General features: G+C 40.8%; 12 protein-coding genes. 3 read left to right on the top strand and 9 right to left on the bottom strand.

What is annotated here, in order from left to right; genetic code table 11:
- Positions 1 to 76: 76 nt before the first annotated feature.
- A complete protein-coding gene (locus HYG79_RS12745) occupies positions 77 to 1003 on the bottom strand; it encodes a malate dehydrogenase (RefSeq protein WP_179242459.1) in 927 nt (308 codons plus the stop codon).
- Positions 1004 to 1265: 262 nt separating this feature from the next.
- On the opposite strand from HYG79_RS12745, the gene HYG79_RS12740 reads away from it, so the two are divergent.
- The gene (locus tag HYG79_RS12740) at positions 1266 to 1637 is read left to right on the top strand and encodes a hypothetical protein (RefSeq protein ID WP_179242458.1); all 372 of its coding nucleotides are present in this window, start codon (positions 1266 to 1268) and stop codon (positions 1635 to 1637) included.
- A 74-nt stretch (positions 1638 to 1711) separates the two neighbouring features.
- Here HYG79_RS12740 and HYG79_RS12735 read toward each other — a convergent pair whose 3' ends face one another.
- From HYG79_RS12735 to asnB, 3 genes are all read right to left on the bottom strand, one after another.
- A complete protein-coding gene (locus HYG79_RS12735; protein ID WP_179242457.1) occupies positions 1712 to 2725 on the bottom strand; it encodes a DUF6588 family protein in 1014 nt (337 codons plus the stop codon).
- Between the two features lie 156 nt (positions 2726 to 2881).
- Complete coding sequence (gene gyrB / locus HYG79_RS12730; protein ID WP_317168444.1) at positions 2882 to 4876, bottom strand: DNA topoisomerase (ATP-hydrolyzing) subunit B; 1995 nt, start codon at positions 4874 to 4876, stop codon at positions 2882 to 2884.
- Between the two features lie 259 nt (positions 4877 to 5135).
- Complete coding sequence (gene asnB, locus HYG79_RS12725) at positions 5136 to 6806, bottom strand: asparagine synthase B (protein ID WP_179242456.1); 1671 nt, start codon at positions 6804 to 6806, stop codon at positions 5136 to 5138.
- Between the two features lie 245 nt (positions 6807 to 7051).
- Here asnB and HYG79_RS12720 point away from each other — a divergent pair, with 245 nt between their 5' ends.
- Positions 7052 to 7591, top strand: coding sequence for a DUF2911 domain-containing protein (locus HYG79_RS12720; RefSeq protein ID WP_179242455.1), 540 nt, complete (start codon positions 7052 to 7054; stop codon positions 7589 to 7591).
- A gap of 70 nt (positions 7592 to 7661) precedes the next feature.
- Here HYG79_RS12720 and HYG79_RS12715 read toward each other — a convergent pair whose 3' ends face one another.
- The 4 genes from HYG79_RS12715 to HYG79_RS12700 all read right to left on the bottom strand — a co-directional run bounded on the left by HYG79_RS12715 (position 7662) and on the right by HYG79_RS12700 (position 15379).
- Positions 7662 to 9284, bottom strand: coding sequence for an amidohydrolase (locus HYG79_RS12715; protein ID WP_179242454.1), 1623 nt, complete (start codon positions 9282 to 9284; stop codon positions 7662 to 7664).
- A gap of 51 nt (positions 9285 to 9335) precedes the next feature.
- Complete coding sequence (locus HYG79_RS12710; protein ID WP_228027869.1) at positions 9336 to 10439, bottom strand: OmpA family protein; 1104 nt, start codon at positions 10437 to 10439, stop codon at positions 9336 to 9338.
- Positions 10440 to 10566: 127 nt separating this feature from the next.
- Entirely contained in the window at positions 10567 to 12333 is a 1767-nt protein-coding gene (locus HYG79_RS12705) for a TonB-dependent receptor (RefSeq protein ID WP_179242453.1), read from the bottom strand.
- A gap of 22 nt (positions 12334 to 12355) precedes the next feature.
- Positions 12356 to 15379 (bottom strand): tetratricopeptide repeat protein, encoded by a 3024-nt coding sequence (locus HYG79_RS12700; protein ID WP_179242452.1) that lies wholly within the window; start codon positions 15377 to 15379, stop codon positions 12356 to 12358.
- A gap of 151 nt (positions 15380 to 15530) precedes the next feature.
- On the opposite strand from HYG79_RS12700, the gene HYG79_RS12695 reads away from it, so the two are divergent.
- Complete coding sequence (locus tag HYG79_RS12695; RefSeq protein ID WP_179242451.1) at positions 15531 to 16214, top strand: cell division ATP-binding protein FtsE; 684 nt, start codon at positions 15531 to 15533, stop codon at positions 16212 to 16214.
- Position 16215: 1 nt separating this feature from the next.
- Here HYG79_RS12695 and HYG79_RS12690 read toward each other — a convergent pair whose 3' ends face one another.
- Positions 16216 to 16566: a transmembrane 220 family protein gene (locus tag HYG79_RS12690; RefSeq protein WP_179242450.1), complete on the bottom strand. Its 351-nt coding sequence runs from the start codon at positions 16564 to 16566 to the stop codon at positions 16216 to 16218.
- Positions 16567 to 16651 lie beyond the last annotated feature (85 nt).

Genomic DNA, 16651 nt, shown 5'->3' with positions numbered 1-16651 from the left:
ACTAAATATAAAACAAGCCATCCCGCCCAAGATGAATTGGGCGGGATGGCTATATTTTAAGGGATGTTATGAGTAACTACAGTTCTAAAAGTCCATTAGTCTTGGTAACACCCGCGGCACTTTCCTGCATTTTTGCTTTTTCGTCATCGCTCAATGCAATATCAACTATCTTCTCGATACCATTTTTACCCAAAATTACGGGAACTCCTATACATATGTCGTTTAGACCGTATTCCCCTTCTAAATACGTTGAGCAAGGGAACATTTTCTTTTGGTCACAAGCGATGGCTTGAACTAAACCTGATACTGCCGCACCTGGCGCATACCAAGCACTGGTTCCCAGTAATTTTGTTAGGGTGGCCCCACCCACTTTGGTGTCAGCAGCGACCTGCTCTAACCTTTCGGCCGATAAAAACTCGGACACCTTAATGCTGTTTCTTGAAGCTTGCGAGGTCAAGGGCACCATCCCCGTATCGCTATGGCCACCGATCACCATACCATCTACATCAGAAATGGGGGCTTCCAAAGCTTCGGCCAATCTATATTTAAACCGGGCGCTATCCAACGCTCCGCCCATACCTATTATCTTATTTTTGGGAAGGTCAGCGGTCTTATGTACCAAGTAGGTCATTGTATCCATAGGGTTGCTCACTACGACCAATGTTACGTTGGGCGAATGCTCAATAAGGTTACTGGAAACACTTTTTACAATGCCCGCATTGATACCGATAAGCTCCTCACGGGTCATTCCCGGTTTTCTCGGAATACCCGATGTTATTACGGCGATATCACTACCGGCAGTTTTGGAATAGTCGTTCGTGACACCTGTGATTTTGGTGTCAAATGCATTTAAGGATGCGCACTGCATTAAATCCATTGCTTTTCCTTCGGCATATCCCTCCTTAATATCCAAGAGAACAACTTCCGATGCAAAATTTTTAATGGCAATGTACTCTGCACAGCTTGCTCCAACGGCTCCGGCCCCTACTATGGTAACTTTCATATGTATAATGTTTTAAATTGATTTTTCGTTGAGCAAAAATACAGTTTTGCTTTAACATAATAAGGCCACGTCCACTTAAAAAAGCCTTAAATGTTAAACATACCACGCCTGTAAAAAGACCTTGAAAACCTTATGTAGTGTTAAAGAAAATGACGTTTCAACGAAGAATGTATGATTATTGTGCAATACATCGAATTTTAGCAATACCCAATCAAGAACCTACGTTATCATAATCCCAAATCTTATTGATAAACCTACTTAAATGAAAAAGTTCCTGTCATTTTTGGCGATTATTGGCATTATCCTAGCCAGTAACTGTTCAAGAATCCCCGAAAACAATGATCCCGTGATAGGGATTTGGTCAAAGGTCGAAGTAAAAAATACGTCATCTACCAACAAGGCTACCGTTAGGCAAGAATGGATTTTTAACGATGCCTATCTTGGAAGATATCATCGTTATGAAAGTAAAAATCTCACTTTAAAAACAGATTTTAGCTGGAAGGTCGAAAAGGATACATATACGATTTCCTACCCTGGAACCGATAAGCCCGATGATATCGTTAAAATGGAAACATCTACCGAAATTGAATTCCTGAAAGAAAATACCGGGGAAGTTTTAGCCATAAGAGAATAAAAACATGCCCGAAAGCTACAAAAAGAGCCCGGTATACCGGGCTCTTTTTGTTTTATGTCAATTTAATTAAAGACCTATCTAAAACCAAAATTAATTCCCGCGGTCAACGTATTGAATTCTGCAAGTGTGTAATCCACATTAAGCCTGAAAAAGCCAAGTTTTAATTTGGTACCCACATTAGCGGTTACCCCGCTAACGTTCCTTGAAATGGAAAACGGGTCGGTTTCCGTTGTTGAAAGTGGCCCTACCCCTACGGTATAATCCCCTAAAACATCCGTAGTCGATTTTCCCGTAACATATCCTAATCCACCATAAAAATTTATCACCGGTAGTCTGGTTGATGCGACGGCATTGAAAGTCCATGAAGAAAACTTTGTGTCGATGATTTGCCGGTCTCCATCAAAAAGTCCCGCATCCGTAAAATCGTATTCCCCTGTTAGTGATGTATAGCCAATGACACCGGAAATCGCTACAGGCAAAAGCTTGTCCGCAGGAAGGCTACTTGTAAAGTCATATTGTAACCCCGCACCAAACAGACCTATTTTTACATCGTCAGTATCAATTTTTGGCAAAAAACGTGCTTTGACCTCCAACCCTTTTATCAAGCCCACACTACCCTGTAAATATCCCGAGGGCATAAAATTCAAACCTTCTGCCAAAAGTCCGGTAGGTAGTTCAAATTCTTGCCTTTCCGTTACTCCCGGTGCAACCTCAACCTCAACAAAAGCCCGTACACCTTCAATATCTCCCAGAGCAGTGGATACCGATTTGGATGTCTCACCATCTACAAACTGTAAATTTTCATATTCTGCCGTGTTGAGCACAAAAGACGTTTTGTCATCTTTATTCTTAAACCCTGTAATGTTACCGATTATCGAAATTTCAAATCCGCCCAAAGGCTTTGCCTTGGCACTATTGTACCATCCATTTGAAATACTGTAAACCACAGATTCCGAAACAGGTGCCAAATAATCGTTCGTGAAGCGCTGGGCATCATCTATACCCGCAGCGAATAAATCATCTAAGTTGGCTTGGGCAATTCCTAAAGATGATACCGCCGTTGCCATCAAAAAAAGTATTTTTTTCATGTTTTGAAAATTTTGAAACCTTTTAAAAAAGTTTAGATTGTGTACCCATAACTACGATACGTCGAAGTTATTGTGCGTTACATCTGATTTCTATATTTCCCAAAACTAAAAAACTCGCATCAATAGTGCGAGTTTTTGTTGTAAAACCAAGGTTATTTAAACGTCTATATTGGCATATACGGCATTCTTCTCTATAAATTCCCTCCTTGGTGGTACTTCATCGCCCATCAACATAGAAAAAATACGATCTGATTCCGTAGCGTTATCAATGGTTATCTGCCTTAAAGTCCTGTATTCGGGATTCATGGTCGTATCCCATAATTGCTCGGCGTTCATCTCACCAAGACCTTTGTAACGTTGTATACCTACACTACCGTTAAAACTTTCGGCAATTTCATCACGCTCCTTATCGCTCCACGCATATCTTTTCTTTTGTCCTTTTTTAACCAAATACAAAGGTGGCGTAGCTATGTACACGTGACCGCCATCTATGAGTTCCCGCATATAACGGAAAAAGAACGTGAGTATCAAAGTCTCGATATGGCTACCATCCACGTCAGCATCACACATAATGACCACTTTGTGGTAACGCAATTTTTCCAGGTTGAGGGCTTTGCTATCCTCTTCCGTTCCTATCGTAACGCCAAGTGCGGTATAAATATTCTTGATTTCCTCATTCTCAAAAACCCTATGTTGCATGGCCTTTTCAACATTCAATATCTTACCCCGTAACGGTAGTATGGCTTGAAAATTCCTATCCCTACCTTGTTTGGCGGTACCACCTGCCGAATCTCCCTCAACCAAAAACACCTCACAAAGTGCGGGATCTTGTTCGGAACAATCCGATAGTTTTCCCGGTAAACCACCAATACTCATTACCGTTTTACGCTGCACCATCTCACGGGCCTTGGTAGCTGCGTGCCTAGCTTGTGCCGCAAGAATCACTTTTTGTACGATTACTTTGGCATCATCGGGGTTTTCTTCCAAATAGTTGGTCAACATTTCAGAAACAGCTTGACTTACTGCCGAGGAAACCTCCCTATTGCCCAACTTTGTCTTGGTCTGTCCTTCAAATTGGGGTTCAGCCACTTTTACGGATACAATGGCCGTAAGACCTTCCCTAAAATCGTCCCCTTGAACTTCGAACTTTAGTTTATCGAGCATTCCCGAAGCATCGGCATATTTCTTTAAGGTAGAGGTAAGTCCCCTTCTAAAACCTGATAAATGTGTGCCGCCTTCATGTGTATTGATATTGTTCACATAAGAATGAAGGTTCTCGGTATAACTGGTATTGTATATCATGGCAACCTCGACCGGAATATCGTTTTTCTCTCCTTCCATTGAAATGACACTCTGTATCAAAGACTCCCGTGTTCCGTCCAAAAACCGAACAAATTCTTTTAAACCTTCGGTAGAATGAAAAGTCTCCGAAACAAAACCGGACTCGCTATCCTTATCTTTTTGGCGTTTATCGGTAATAGTAATGGTAATCCCCTTGTTCAAAAAAGAAAGCTCACGCATTCTATTGGATAAAGTTTCGTAACTGAACTCTATGGTTTGGGTAAAAATCGTTTCATCCGGATGAAAGGTTACGATGGTACCCCTTTCTTTGGTCTCACCTATTTGCTTTACCGGATATAGGGCCTTTCCCCTTTCATATTCCTGTTCCCAAATTTTACCGTCCCGATGTACTGTTGCGCGTAGGTGATTTGATAGTGCATTCACACAGGAAACCCCAACACCATGAAGTCCACCTGAAACCTTGTAGGAGTCCTTGTCAAACTTACCACCGGCACCGATTTTGGTCATGACTACTTCTAGGGCCGAGACACCCTCTTTTTTATGCAAATCAACAGGTATGCCCCTACCGTTATCTTTAGTGGTGATAGAGTTATCCTCATTAATCGTAACACTTATGGTATCACAGTGGCCGCCCATGGCCTCATCAATAGAGTTATCTACCACTTCATAGACCAAATGGTGCAAACCGCGTACCCCAACATCACCTATGTACATGGAGGGTCGCATTCTAACATGCTCCATACCCTCCAAAGCTTGGATACTATCTGCTGAATATGCTCTTTTGTTATCCCCTATCAAATGCTCTTCGGGCTTCTTGTTTTGATCTTTATTATTTGCTTCTTCGCTCATAGATTTAAGGTTGTTGTTACTTCAAATTTTGCAATCTTACAAATATACGCAATACCCCATGAAATATAGGTTTTTGACAATTCCTTAACAGCTAAGTTATCAACAAAAATTGTGGAAAATTACTCTGGTGAATACCATGGTAAAAATGAAGAAAAGCATCGTTATAAAATGAAGAAGCACCAAATGTAAGGTGCTTCTTATTTCCTGTTCAAAATGAAAACCGTTATTAGGCAGAATTCGGTTTATCAAAAGCCGAAATCTACTTATCGTAGGCATCTGTATGCACATTGGCGACCGCTCTACCCGATGGGTCGTTCATGTTTTTGAACGCTTCGTCCCACTCCAAGGCGATTTTTGTGCTGCAGGCCACAGAAGGTTCCTGCGGAACGCTCAAGGCAGCGGTATCGCTTGGAAAATGTTCTTCAAAAATAGAGCGATAATAGTATTCTTCTTTGGATGTGGGTGTTTGTATGGGAAAACGGAAATTGGCATTTTTCAACTGTTCCCCAGAAACCTCCTTATCTACCAATTCCTTTAAAGTATCTATCCAACTATACCCTACACCATCCGAGAACTGTTCTTTTTGCCTCCATGCCACACTTTCGGGCAGCATATCTTCAAAAGCTTTGCGAACTACCCATTTTTCCATACGTTCACCGTTTATCATTTTATCTTTGGGATTTATACGCATTGCGACATCCATAAACTCTTTATCCAAAAAAGGAACCCGCCCCTCTATGCCCCAAGCTGCCAGAGATTTATTGGCCCTAAGACAGTCGTACATGTGCAACTTATCCAGTTTGCGAACCGTTTCTTCATGAAAATCCTTTGGGCTAGGTGCCTTATGAAAATACAAATAGCCTCCAAAAAGCTCATCGGCACCCTCACCGGATAAAACCATCTTAATTCCCATTGATTTAATTACCCGAGCCATAAGGTACATGGGCGTAGAAGCTCTGATAGTGGTTATATCATAGGTTTCGAGGTTGTAGATAACGTCTCGAATGGCATCCAAACCTTCTTGTATGGTAAACTTGATTTCGTGATGTACCGTACCGATATGGTCCGCTACCTTTTGGGCGGCTGCCAAATCCGGAGAACCTTCCAAACCTACCGAGAAGGAATGCAGCTGCGGCCACCAAGCATCGGTCGTGTCATCGGATTCTATACGTTTTTGGGCATACTTTTTTGCTATGGCAGAGGTTACCGATGAATCCAAACCGCCTGAAAGTAAAACCCCATAGGGAACGTCGGACATCAACTGCCTGTGTACGGCAGCTTCCAAAGCTTCCTTTATTTTCTCAATACTGGTCTCGTTCTCTTTTACGGCATCATACTCCATCCAATCCCGGGAATACCATCTTTGAACTTCCTCTTCCGAGCTTTTCAAATAATGCCCAGGAGGAAACAGTTCAACTTTAACACAAGTGCCTTCCAAGGCCTTTAATTCTGAAGCCACATAAAAAGTACCTTTGTCATCCCATCCCATATACAAAGGGATTATCCCCATGTGGTCACGGGCTACGAAATATTCATCCTTTTTGGAATCATAAATCGCAAAACCAAATATTCCGTTCAATTCGTCCAAAAAGTCCGCACCTTTTTCTTGGTACAAGGCCAAAATCACCTCACAATCCGATTCGGTTTGAAAATCGTACTTTCCTTCAAACTGTTTACGTAACTCACGATGATTGTATATTTCGCCGTTGGCCGCCAATACTATTTTACCATCTGGACTGAACAAGGGTTGCTTTCCGGATGCCGGATCAACTATGGCCAACCTTTCATGGGCTAAAATAGCTTTCTCACCCGCATATATACCACTCCAATCCGGTCCTCTATGCCTTACTTTTTTGGACATTTCCAATAACTGGGGCCTTAACTTTTCGGTGCTTTCCTTGATATCGAATGCACAAACAATTCCACACATAGTCTTCTATTTACATCAATTAATAATCAAAAATGAATTAAATCTTTCAGTTATAAAACAATTATAGCATAAATGGTTTCGATATTATCTTTTTTTACAATAAGCGAATAAAAATTGATACTAATTATAGTCTGCAAGGCATAAAAACCATGCTATTTGTAAGTATGTTAAAAATTAACGACTCTTTGGCTATTATTATTTACAATACTCCTTAGATTTAACAACACAAAAAACATTAAACTATCATGAAAAAATTACTTACCATTAGCACATTTATTTTAGCATTGACTTTCACTACAGGGGTCTCCGCTCAGGATTTTAGCGATTTGGACAAAAGTCCAATGGATGCCGCCAGTTACCCTTCTAGTTACAAAGAATCAGACAAAAAAGTTCGTATCATATACGGAAGGCCACAATTAAAAGGCCGTACCGTATCTAGTTTGGCTAAAGAAGGGGAAGTATGGAGAACGGGTGCGAACGAAGCCCCGGAAATTACGTTTTACCAAGATGTAAACTTTGGCGGCGAGGATGTCAAAGCAGGCACTTATGCCTTATTAACGATTCCCGGAGAGAAGGAATGGACCGTTATCCTGCACAACAAATTGAACGAATGGGGTTCGTATTTTTACAAGGAAGCCAATGATGTGGCAAGAGTAAAAGCCGGTGCAAGTACAGATAGCAAATCTCTTGAAGCCTTTTCAATCGCTTTTAAAGAAGTGGAAGATGGCGTACATATGGTCATGGGTTGGGGAACTACACGTGTTGCCGTACCGATTACGATGTAAGAGCACCAGCGATTTTATAAAAAAGCCGGGGCCTATGCCCCGGCTTTTTTATTTGGGAAATTTTTTATTCTTACTCCGCTATTTTACCACCAATATAAACCTGTTCGGCTTTTAAATTAGGGATTTCATTTTCCGGAACTACCATGATATCATCGCTCAAAATGACAAAATCGGCCATTTTCCCCACTTCGATACTTCCCTTTTCATTTTCTTCAAAATTGGAATAAGCCGCCCAAATGGTCATCCCTTTTAAGGTTTCTTCCCGAGACAAAGCATCTTTCATTTGAAAGCCACCGTCTGGATAGTTTTCCAAATCTTTCCTTGCTACCGATGCGTAAAAAGTAAGGAACGGACTCACCTGCTCCACGGGAAAATCGGTCCCCAAAGCAACTTTACCCGCTTTGTTCAACAACTCTTTGAACGCATAGGCACCTTTGATTCTTTCCTCACCCAGTCTATCCTCTGCCCAATACATATCGCTCGTGGCATGTGTAGGTTGAACGGATGGGATTATACCGTTTTCAAAATAACCGAAATCCTGTTCGGAGATAACCTGGGCGTGTTCTACTTTCCAACGCCTATCTTGTTTACCTTCCAAGGCCTTTTTGTAGGCCCTAAGCACAACTATGTTGGCAGAATCGCCTATGGCATGTGTGTTCATTTGATAATCTGATCGCGCAATGCGCTGTGCTAAAGAATCTATTTTACTTACCGGTGTCACCATTGCTCCAAAATGACCTGGTTTGTCTGAATAATCTTTTCTGAGTGCCGCGCCCCTGGAACCTAAAGCCCCGTCACCATATACCTTTACCGAACGCACGTTCAACTTATCGGTCTTGATTATGCCCTTGTTCAAATAATAGTCCAAGTTTTCTTTGGTATTGCTAACCATGGCATATACACGAATGGAAAGCTCCCCAGCTTGCTGCAAACTATCAATAAGTTCTATGGTACTCCTGTGGAGCCCAGCATCGTTAACGGTAGTCAGACCATTGTCAAAACATATGCGTTGCGCATCTTTTAACGCTTGGATCTGTACTTTTTTGGAAGGCTCCGGTATTATCGCATCTATCATTACCATGGGGGCATCTACGAGAACTCCAGTAATCATTCCTTGTTCCTTAACGATTTCCCCACCTTGTATTCGGGTGTTTTTATCAATTTGTGCCACGTCCAAGGCTTTTTGGTTAACCAAATAAGCATGCCCGTCTACACGCTCCAGCGCAACCGGAGTATCGGGAAAAAGTTCGTCCAACTTCTTTTTTGTGGGAAACTGCTTAATATCCCAATCGTTCTGGTCCCATCCCCTACCTTGTATGAAATCCCTATTGTTCGTTTCTTGAAATGTTTTTACCCGCTCCAGGACCTCTTCATAACTTTTGGTGCCCACCAAATCTACTACTTGTTGATTCATCCCCAATCCAAAAAAGTGGCAATGGGCATCGATTAAACCTGGAACTATGGTGCGACCATCGGCATCAATGATTTGTTCGGAGGTATATTTTTTTTGGATTTCTTCCGATGTACCCACAGCAACAAACTTTCCGTCCTGTACGGCAAAAGATTCCATACTGGAGAAATTGGAATCAACAGTATATATATTCGCATTGACTACAATACGGTCCACTTTTTCTTTTGGGGCTTCACAGGAAGATAACATGGCCAAAATTGCCAGTAAAAATAATTTTCTCATTTTTCTTTGCCTTGGTTATTTCACCAAAAATAAAGATTTTAAAAAGAAAAGTTATTTGTTCAGCTCGGGCTCAACTTTTTGGGAAATCACAAATTCAACCCGTCTATTTTGTTTACGGCCCGCCTCACTTGTATTGTCAGCAATGGGAAAAGCCCCTCCTTTGCCCTGCCATGTGATACGAGTTCGGGGCAGCCCCAATTCCATTAAGTAATCGGATACTATTTTTGCCCTTTTTCTAGCCAAACTGGCATTATAAAAAATAGTCCCTTGATCATCTGTATGACCAGAAATACAAATCTGAAATTGCGTATTGTTTTTTAAGTACTCATAAACACGTTTTATCTCTTTCTTTGAAACATCCGAAAGTGTGTAGGCATCAAAATCAAATAGCACGTTTTTGAAAATATGGGGCTTATCCAACTCGTAGGAAACCAATTCGGTTTCGTGGGCAACCTTTTCTATTGAAACCATATCCAAATAATAATAAGAAACCAAACCTTTTTGCTTTCTTTTAGGTCTTGGGCCAATATTTTTGGGCTTGACTTTTCGAGTTCGGGAGTTGCTTTTGAAATTTCCGATAGACATATATCGTTCGGTTCCTTTTGCCTTGTATTCAAACGAGACCAAAGTCCATTTTTTAGAATCCCCGTAATACTTATCCGCAGCTATGGGAACCAAATAGGTTTTCACATCCCTTAATCGCGCTAAAATAGATTTGGACAAGGTCTTATCCGTTGCTATTTTCAAGATATGGTCACTAAATAAAACAAAAATGTCCTTGAGTGCATAATCGGATGCTTCCGCCAGGCTTATTTGAAAAGAAACCCTGTACAAAACCCCTTTGGTCAACGTTTTGGTTAGCTTGGCTTGAATGTATTCCCGGTAGTCGTTTGGGGCGTACAGGTACAAACCCGCATAGGCTTCCCCAAACTTTGTCTTTTGAAACCCGTTAAAATTATTGGGCATTCCCATATTTTCACTACAACTGTGAAAATAGTCTGTTGTTCCCCTGCTAGGTGTTGACCAATCTTTTATATCACTACTAAAATTACTTAGAAATTTTGGACAACTTTTATGGTCTTCAAAACTTGGGTTTACAACAAGGTTTTGCCCCATGACCGCATGACCCAAAAAAAGGATATAGAAAAAAATCAATCTGTTTGCAAAAGTGGACAAGGGGCTTTTGGTAATGATTAATCACTCCTAAAATAAGGATTAAAAGGAAAAAAGTGATAAAGGCTTCGCTATACGGTTGAATTTATAAGTTTAAATCCGATGGACCTTAAAAATCGAACTTATAGGTAGCCCCTGCCAATACCTGAAAACTTTGCACCCTAAAATTGGCCCAACGTTGGTAATCATTATTGGCTATGTTGGAAGCCTTTGCAAAAATGGAAAGTTGCTCGTTAAACCGATAGCCCAAATGTGCATTGGCATCAAAAAATGCATCAAGGTTTATCGTTTCACTGGGAAATTGTGAAGGCAGGGCGTTTTGTATTACTTCTGAGCGTATATCGTCCCGTTCGCCCACGTAGAAAAGATTGGCCCCCATAAACCACTTTTCCCCTATTTGGTAGTCCATCGTCAAAGACCCTTTTAGGTTGGGCAAATTCCAAGCGGGTTGACCGGTTTCGGTGTTGTAATCATACACTTCTGCATTGAGGCCCAATGAAAAATTACGGTTTACATCTACATTTATTTCGCCAAATAGGCCCAAGGTTTTTATATCATCGTAAAAAACTTCGAAAGAATTGCCTAAAGTATACCCCTTCTCATCATTCCTGAACAGATTTACCGGATTTAATTTGAACAACGGCCTCCTGTTCTCAGCCATATATGAGCCTTTTAGGTTATAGCTAACATTAGAGAGCAATTGCCCTTTTAAACCTATATAACCATCGTACTGCTGATCGGTAGGACCTATCAAAAGGGTCGGCGACACAAATGGGTTCTCATCAACAAAACCATGGTATGAGTTTTGTCTCAATTGCCCCTCGATACCACCATATACTATGGCGACCTCATCCAACAATCGATATGAAGCCGTAACCGTAGGATATATATAGAAATTACTGTCACTATTCTCGGTATCAAGGCCATATACGATATTTGCACCCAAATTAAGCGTGAGGTCGTCCCGTAATATCACAATACTTGGGTTGACCCCGATTTGCATATGGGCATAATCAACTTCTGGAGTATTTTCCTCGTTATTGAGGTTGGCATTCTCAAAGTTGCCCCCAACATAATCAAACTTGGTCTTGATGGTCAAAAGTTCTTCGGTAATGGGCAGTTCAAAGGTGGGTTCCAAAACCAACCTGTTTTCTGCGGAAGTTGTCGCATCCCAAAACCTTCTTACCAACACTTTACCAGTTTTAAAGAACGAATCTTCTAGGTTGATATACCCTCCCAATTCGGCATTGAAATAGTTTTGACGAAAATTCTTTCGGTCTATTTCCACGAATACATTTGGTGGAAAATCAAAAGTATCGTCGGGCGTACCGTACCAATTGTACAACTGATGTTGTAGGCCAATATTGGTTCCCCAATTAAAATCCCTATCCCGTTTGGCGTAGCCAACATCTAACTTTGTATTGTAAAAATCGGTATCCAGAACCGTATTGTCTATGTCCCCCCTTGAAGAGAAATGGTTCAAACCGATATCCAACCGATCTTCGCCCCTGTTGAATCCTCTGCTTGTATAAAAATCGACCAATGCATTGTTGAAATTACCCAAACCTACCGAAGCATAGGAGTTGAACAATTTAGGCGGTGGTGTTTTTTCTACTTTGGCCGCTTTTCCCTTAGCGGGGGTAAACGTTGATGCTACCGGGACCGAAAATATAGTATACTTAATTTCTTTTTTTTTCAGAACGATAGAATCATTCAAATTGGGGACAGACTTAATTTTAAACGCATCCGAAATGGTAGGTCTATAGGATTTTACCACCGTAACCGTTTCTGTGCCAATACTATCCTTTTCTTGGGCCATTGCTATCTGGATAGTACTCAAAAATATAAACGACAGTATTTTAATATGCTTATACATATACCTCACTTTTACTGGAAATTTAATTATCGTCGGGGTCAACGGATGAATTGCGCTTTGCTTCTTTTGCCTTGATAATGGAAAGCTCGCCTCTAGCCTGGGCAACAATTTCGGGAAACTGTTCAAAATTGGTAATCACATTATCCAAAATATAGGTAGCCTGATAGGCATCATCCAGGGCATAGAAGTTTTTTGCCATGAGTATTAGACCTTTTCCGCCCCATTCCTTGTAGGCCGAAAAATCTTTGGCCAATTTTTGTACGGCGATGTTTGAAGCTTCAAAATCCCGAGCCTTATGTTTAAAATAAGCATCATAATACCAAGCTTCGGCCGCCAACTTGCCAGTTGCTATTTTTTTGACCTCTTTGTAAGCCTCTTCTGCCTTTGCTTCATCATTGGTCTGGATAGCCGAGCGTGCAATCATCACGTGGGCATCGCTCTTGATACGATCATCTATTTTTGCAGTGGCCAAAACTTTGTTGGCGTAAGTTATGGTCTGTTCATAATCTTTTTGTTCATAATATCCCTTCATAAGGTTAGATTGGGAAAATGTTATATTCTGCTGAATCTGTGCCGAAGTTTCCAATCGTTCCAAAAACGGGATAGCATCAGAATATTGATCCTTTGCGATATAGATTTCGGATATGCGTGCCAAGGATTGTTCCGTATATTCGTTCACTCCCTTATCGGTCACATTTTTATAATGGGTCAAGGCATTGTTCGTGTCACCTTTTTTGAAATAGAGTTGTGCCAAATTAAAGTTCGCCCTCAGACTATGCAGTCCGTTCGGAAATTGGTCAACATATTCACGTAATCCCCTGAGTGCTGCATCGTCCTTACCTTCTAGAAGTTGTTTTTCGGCCGATTCAAAAGTAGCATTATCCAGTTCTGTATCGGTAACCTCAATAAAATCAAGGTTTTCTACCCATGCGGCATATTCGTTTACGCGCCCTAGATCAACATAAATCAGTTTTGCAGTAGTTACGGCCTGTACGGCTTCTTGTGTACCGGGATAATCCTTGGCTACGGTCTTGAATTTGGTCAAAGCTTGCTCGTTTCGGTTAGCGTTGTAATGTATTAGCCCTTGGCGTAGCATGGCCTGGGGCACCAAGCTACTTTTTTTAAAGTCACGTATCAACTGATCATAAGCTTGTAGGCCTTCTTTTTCTTTATTTGTTTTTACATATGAGTTGCCCAATTCAAAAAGGGCATCGTCGCGTAGACTTGAATTTGAAAATTGGGAGACGAGATTATCGAGCCCTTTAATTTTGTCCGCAACCCTATCTACAAACCCGTAGCTCAATGCTTTTTGAAAGGCCGCATAATCTTTTTCGGGGCTATTACTCGCCAAAACCTTGTTGTAGGATTCTATGGCGGGCCAATATGTGCTGGTCACAAAATAACTATCGCCCAAACGCAAATAGGCGTCATTTCGTTTTTCGCTTTCGGCATTGTTTGAAGCCGTATACTTTTGAAAATAATCGATTGCTTGTCCATAATTTTTCAACTTAAAATAGGTGTACGCCAAATTATAGTCCAGATTAGCATACTCAGGGACTGATTTTGCAGAAGGGGCCGTTTTGAATTTGGAAAAGCTGCTTAAAGCATCATCAAACCTATTCAATACATATTCGGATTCTCCTTTCCAATATTGGGCCCTTGCGGTAAAAATCGCATCTTCGGCACTATCCAAGGATTTGGTGAAATTCTCCAATGCACTTGCGTGATCGGCATCCATAAACAGCTCTACCCCTCTATAAAAGGCAACTTTTTGATAGGTGGCCTTGCTGGCATAATTTTTATTGTCCTCCAACAGTTCCATCGCACCCTTGAAGTTTTTGGATGTTATGTAAGAATCTACCAAAAGCTCTTGCATCTCCCCCGAATTGGCATCATTGGGATATTTCTCCAAATAACTTGAAATTACTTGAGGAACCGATTCATATGCATTGCCTATTTCGTAGCTTAACCGTGCGTAGTTCAAGTATGCATCTTTTTGGATTTCGGAAGAAAAATCCATTTGGGCGGCGTTTTTGAAAGCGTTCAAAGCTTCTTGCTTTTTATCTACGTTTAAATAACACTCCGCCAAATGATAATAAGCGTTTTGCGAAACACTGTTGGTACCGCCTATAATTTTATTGAATTGTTGAATGGCATTTTCATAATCGCCCTGCTTGTAATAGGAATATCCTAAAAGATAGTAGTCGGTGTTGCTCCATTTGCCACGCTTACCCTTGTATTCTTTTAAATAGGGAACTGCATTTTCATACTGTTTTAGGTTAAAATAACTCTCCCCTATGATTTTGTTCAGCTCGGAAACTTCTTTTCTATCCGATTTTGGCAATTGTTTTTTTGCCAAAGCAATGGATTCCTCAAAATTACCCAGCTTAAAATTCATGTCGGCTTGGTAATAGGAAAGCTTTTCGTCCAACAATTCTTGATCGGTAATTTGGTCAAATCGTTCGTTGGCCCCATCATAATCGTCCTGTTGGTATGAAATATAACCCAAATAATATTTAGCTTGCGAACCATATGTGGGTGAATTGGCGACCTTGCTCAAGTAACGTTCGGCTTCTTTTGTTTTTTTTGATGAAAACAAGGCATACCCATAATTAAAGTTGAAACGTTCCTTTTCTTTTCGGGACATCGCACTTTGATCCACTTTATCGTACCATTTTAAGGCATATGGGTATTTTCCGGTTTCGAAATAATAATCGGCAACATCGGAAAAAGCTGAGTTTCTTTTGGTCGAGGTCGGGTAACGCTCCACAAAATCCTCCATTAATTTATCGGCCCCTATCTGGTTTAACCGTATAGCGGCGTTGGCAACATAATATGTGCTGTTGGCCTGGGTCTCAACATCCGACGTATTAGCCTTGACCGTTTCAAATATACGTTGGGCGGCTTGGTACTGCTTGTTGTTGTACAGCTCCAAAGCTTCTAAATAGGCAACATCTTCGTGTGTGTAAATTTTGGATTCCTGAGCATTAGCCATCCAAAAAAATCCCATGAAAATGGGAAGAAAAGCGGTGATCTGTTTAAGCATAGCGTTCTCTGACTATTTTTGAATTACCGGTATTACTTAGATAACGTCAAATATCATTCCTAAGTATGTTCAACAGGAAAGATAAAAATTTTTATGGCTGGCCACTTTATATCTGACAGAACTTATTACTTTTATACGAACAAGCAAATCTATGGCAGAGAGCATTCTAAAGTTGACCGATGTAGCCGTTTTCCAAAAGGAAAATATGATATTGAATGACATTAGCCTTGAAATCAAAAAAGGGGAATTCGTATACCTTATCGGTAAAACCGGAAGTGGTAAAAGCAGTTTTATGAAAACGCTTTACGGTGATCTTCCCTTAAAGCAAGGCCAAGGCAGTATCGTGGATTTTAATTTGAAGACCTTACAAGAAAAAGATATTCCCTTTTTGCGCCGAAAATTGGGCATTGTTTTTCAAGATTTTAAATTGCTGCCCGATAGGACCATCAATAACAATCTACGCTTTGTTTTAAAGGCTACAGGTTGGATAGATCAACCTAAAATGGATGCTAAAATAGAAGAGGTACTGCATAAAGTTGATATGAAAACCAAAGGGTTTAAATTTCCCCATGAACTTTCTGGCGGGGAGCAGCAACGTATCGCCATTGCACGTGCGCTATTGAACGACCCCGAGCTTATACTTGCGGACGAACCAACAGGGAACCTAGATCCCCAAACCAGTGTAGAGGTCATGAAAGTGCTACAAGAAATCAACAAGACCGGTAGAACCATATTAATGGCCACGCACGACTACGCCCTTATTCTCAAATACCCCTCAAAAACCTTAAAATGCGATGGCAGCAAAGTATTTGAGGTGGTACAAAAAGCGGTATAACCTATTTTCTAGTAAAGCGCAGACGTAAGGCATACACGAAAAGAATTACCGAACAAAAAAGCAGTCCCAAAGATTCCCTACCCTTTTCGATATTCTCTATTTCCCCTTCGCCAATGGTTATGCCTTGAAAAACATCGGGCCAATTCAAAAATGCCCCGACCAAATAACCAACGGCCATAACCAAAGCCAGTTTGTACGAAAGTTTGTCCAAAAAGAACAATATGGAAATTACTGCTGCAAAGATATACAAGGCCATCCATACATAAGGGTCCGGATCATTGTACTGCACGTATGCCGCCCAAAGAAAAAAAAAGGCAAAAAATGCAGAGAATATTTTAAAAAATGTTTTCATCAAAATCGTTTGGGGATACGTTTACACTAGATAAATATATGGAAATCTAACCTAAAAAAACTCAAACAGTCCCGAACACATAAAA

Source organism: Costertonia aggregata (assembly GCF_013402795.1).
In the GTDB taxonomy this organism is placed as follows: Bacteria; Bacteroidota; Bacteroidia; order Flavobacteriales; family Flavobacteriaceae; genus Costertonia; species Costertonia aggregata.
The sequence above is the reverse complement of the archived record's forward strand: the minus strand, read 5'-3'. Positions and strand labels throughout refer to the sequence as shown.

Excerpts from the sequence above, each read along its gene's own strand:
- asnB (WP_179242456.1), bottom strand. The coding sequence starts at position 6,806 with ATGTGTGGAATTGTTTGTGCATTCGATATCAAGGAAAGCACCGAAAAG.
- HYG79_RS12695 (WP_179242451.1), top strand. The coding sequence starts at position 15,531 with ATGGCAGAGAGCATTCTAAAGTTGACCGATGTAGCCGTTTTCCAAAAG.
- HYG79_RS12690 (WP_179242450.1), bottom strand. The coding sequence starts at position 16,566 with ATGAAAACATTTTTTAAAATATTCTCTGCATTTTTTGCCTTTTTTTTT.
- HYG79_RS12745 (WP_179242459.1), bottom strand. The coding sequence starts at position 1,003 with ATGAAAGTTACCATAGTAGGGGCCGGAGCCGTTGGAGCAAGCTGTGCA.
- HYG79_RS12715 (WP_179242454.1), bottom strand. The coding sequence starts at position 9,284 with ATGAGAAAATTATTTTTACTGGCAATTTTGGCCATGTTATCTTCCTGT.
- HYG79_RS12720 (WP_179242455.1), top strand. The coding sequence starts at position 7,052 with ATGAAAAAATTACTTACCATTAGCACATTTATTTTAGCATTGACTTTC.
- HYG79_RS12740 (WP_179242458.1), top strand. The coding sequence starts at position 1,266 with ATGAAAAAGTTCCTGTCATTTTTGGCGATTATTGGCATTATCCTAGCC.
- HYG79_RS12705 (WP_179242453.1), bottom strand. The coding sequence starts at position 12,333 with ATGTATAAGCATATTAAAATACTGTCGTTTATATTTTTGAGTACTATC.
- HYG79_RS12735 (WP_179242457.1), bottom strand. The coding sequence starts at position 2,725 with ATGAAAAAAATACTTTTTTTGATGGCAACGGCGGTATCATCTTTAGGA.
- HYG79_RS12700 (WP_179242452.1), bottom strand. The coding sequence starts at position 15,379 with ATGCTTAAACAGATCACCGCTTTTCTTCCCATTTTCATGGGATTTTTT.
- gyrB (WP_317168444.1), bottom strand. The coding sequence starts at position 4,876 with ATGAGCGAAGAAGCAAATAATAAAGATCAAAACAAGAAGCCCGAAGAG.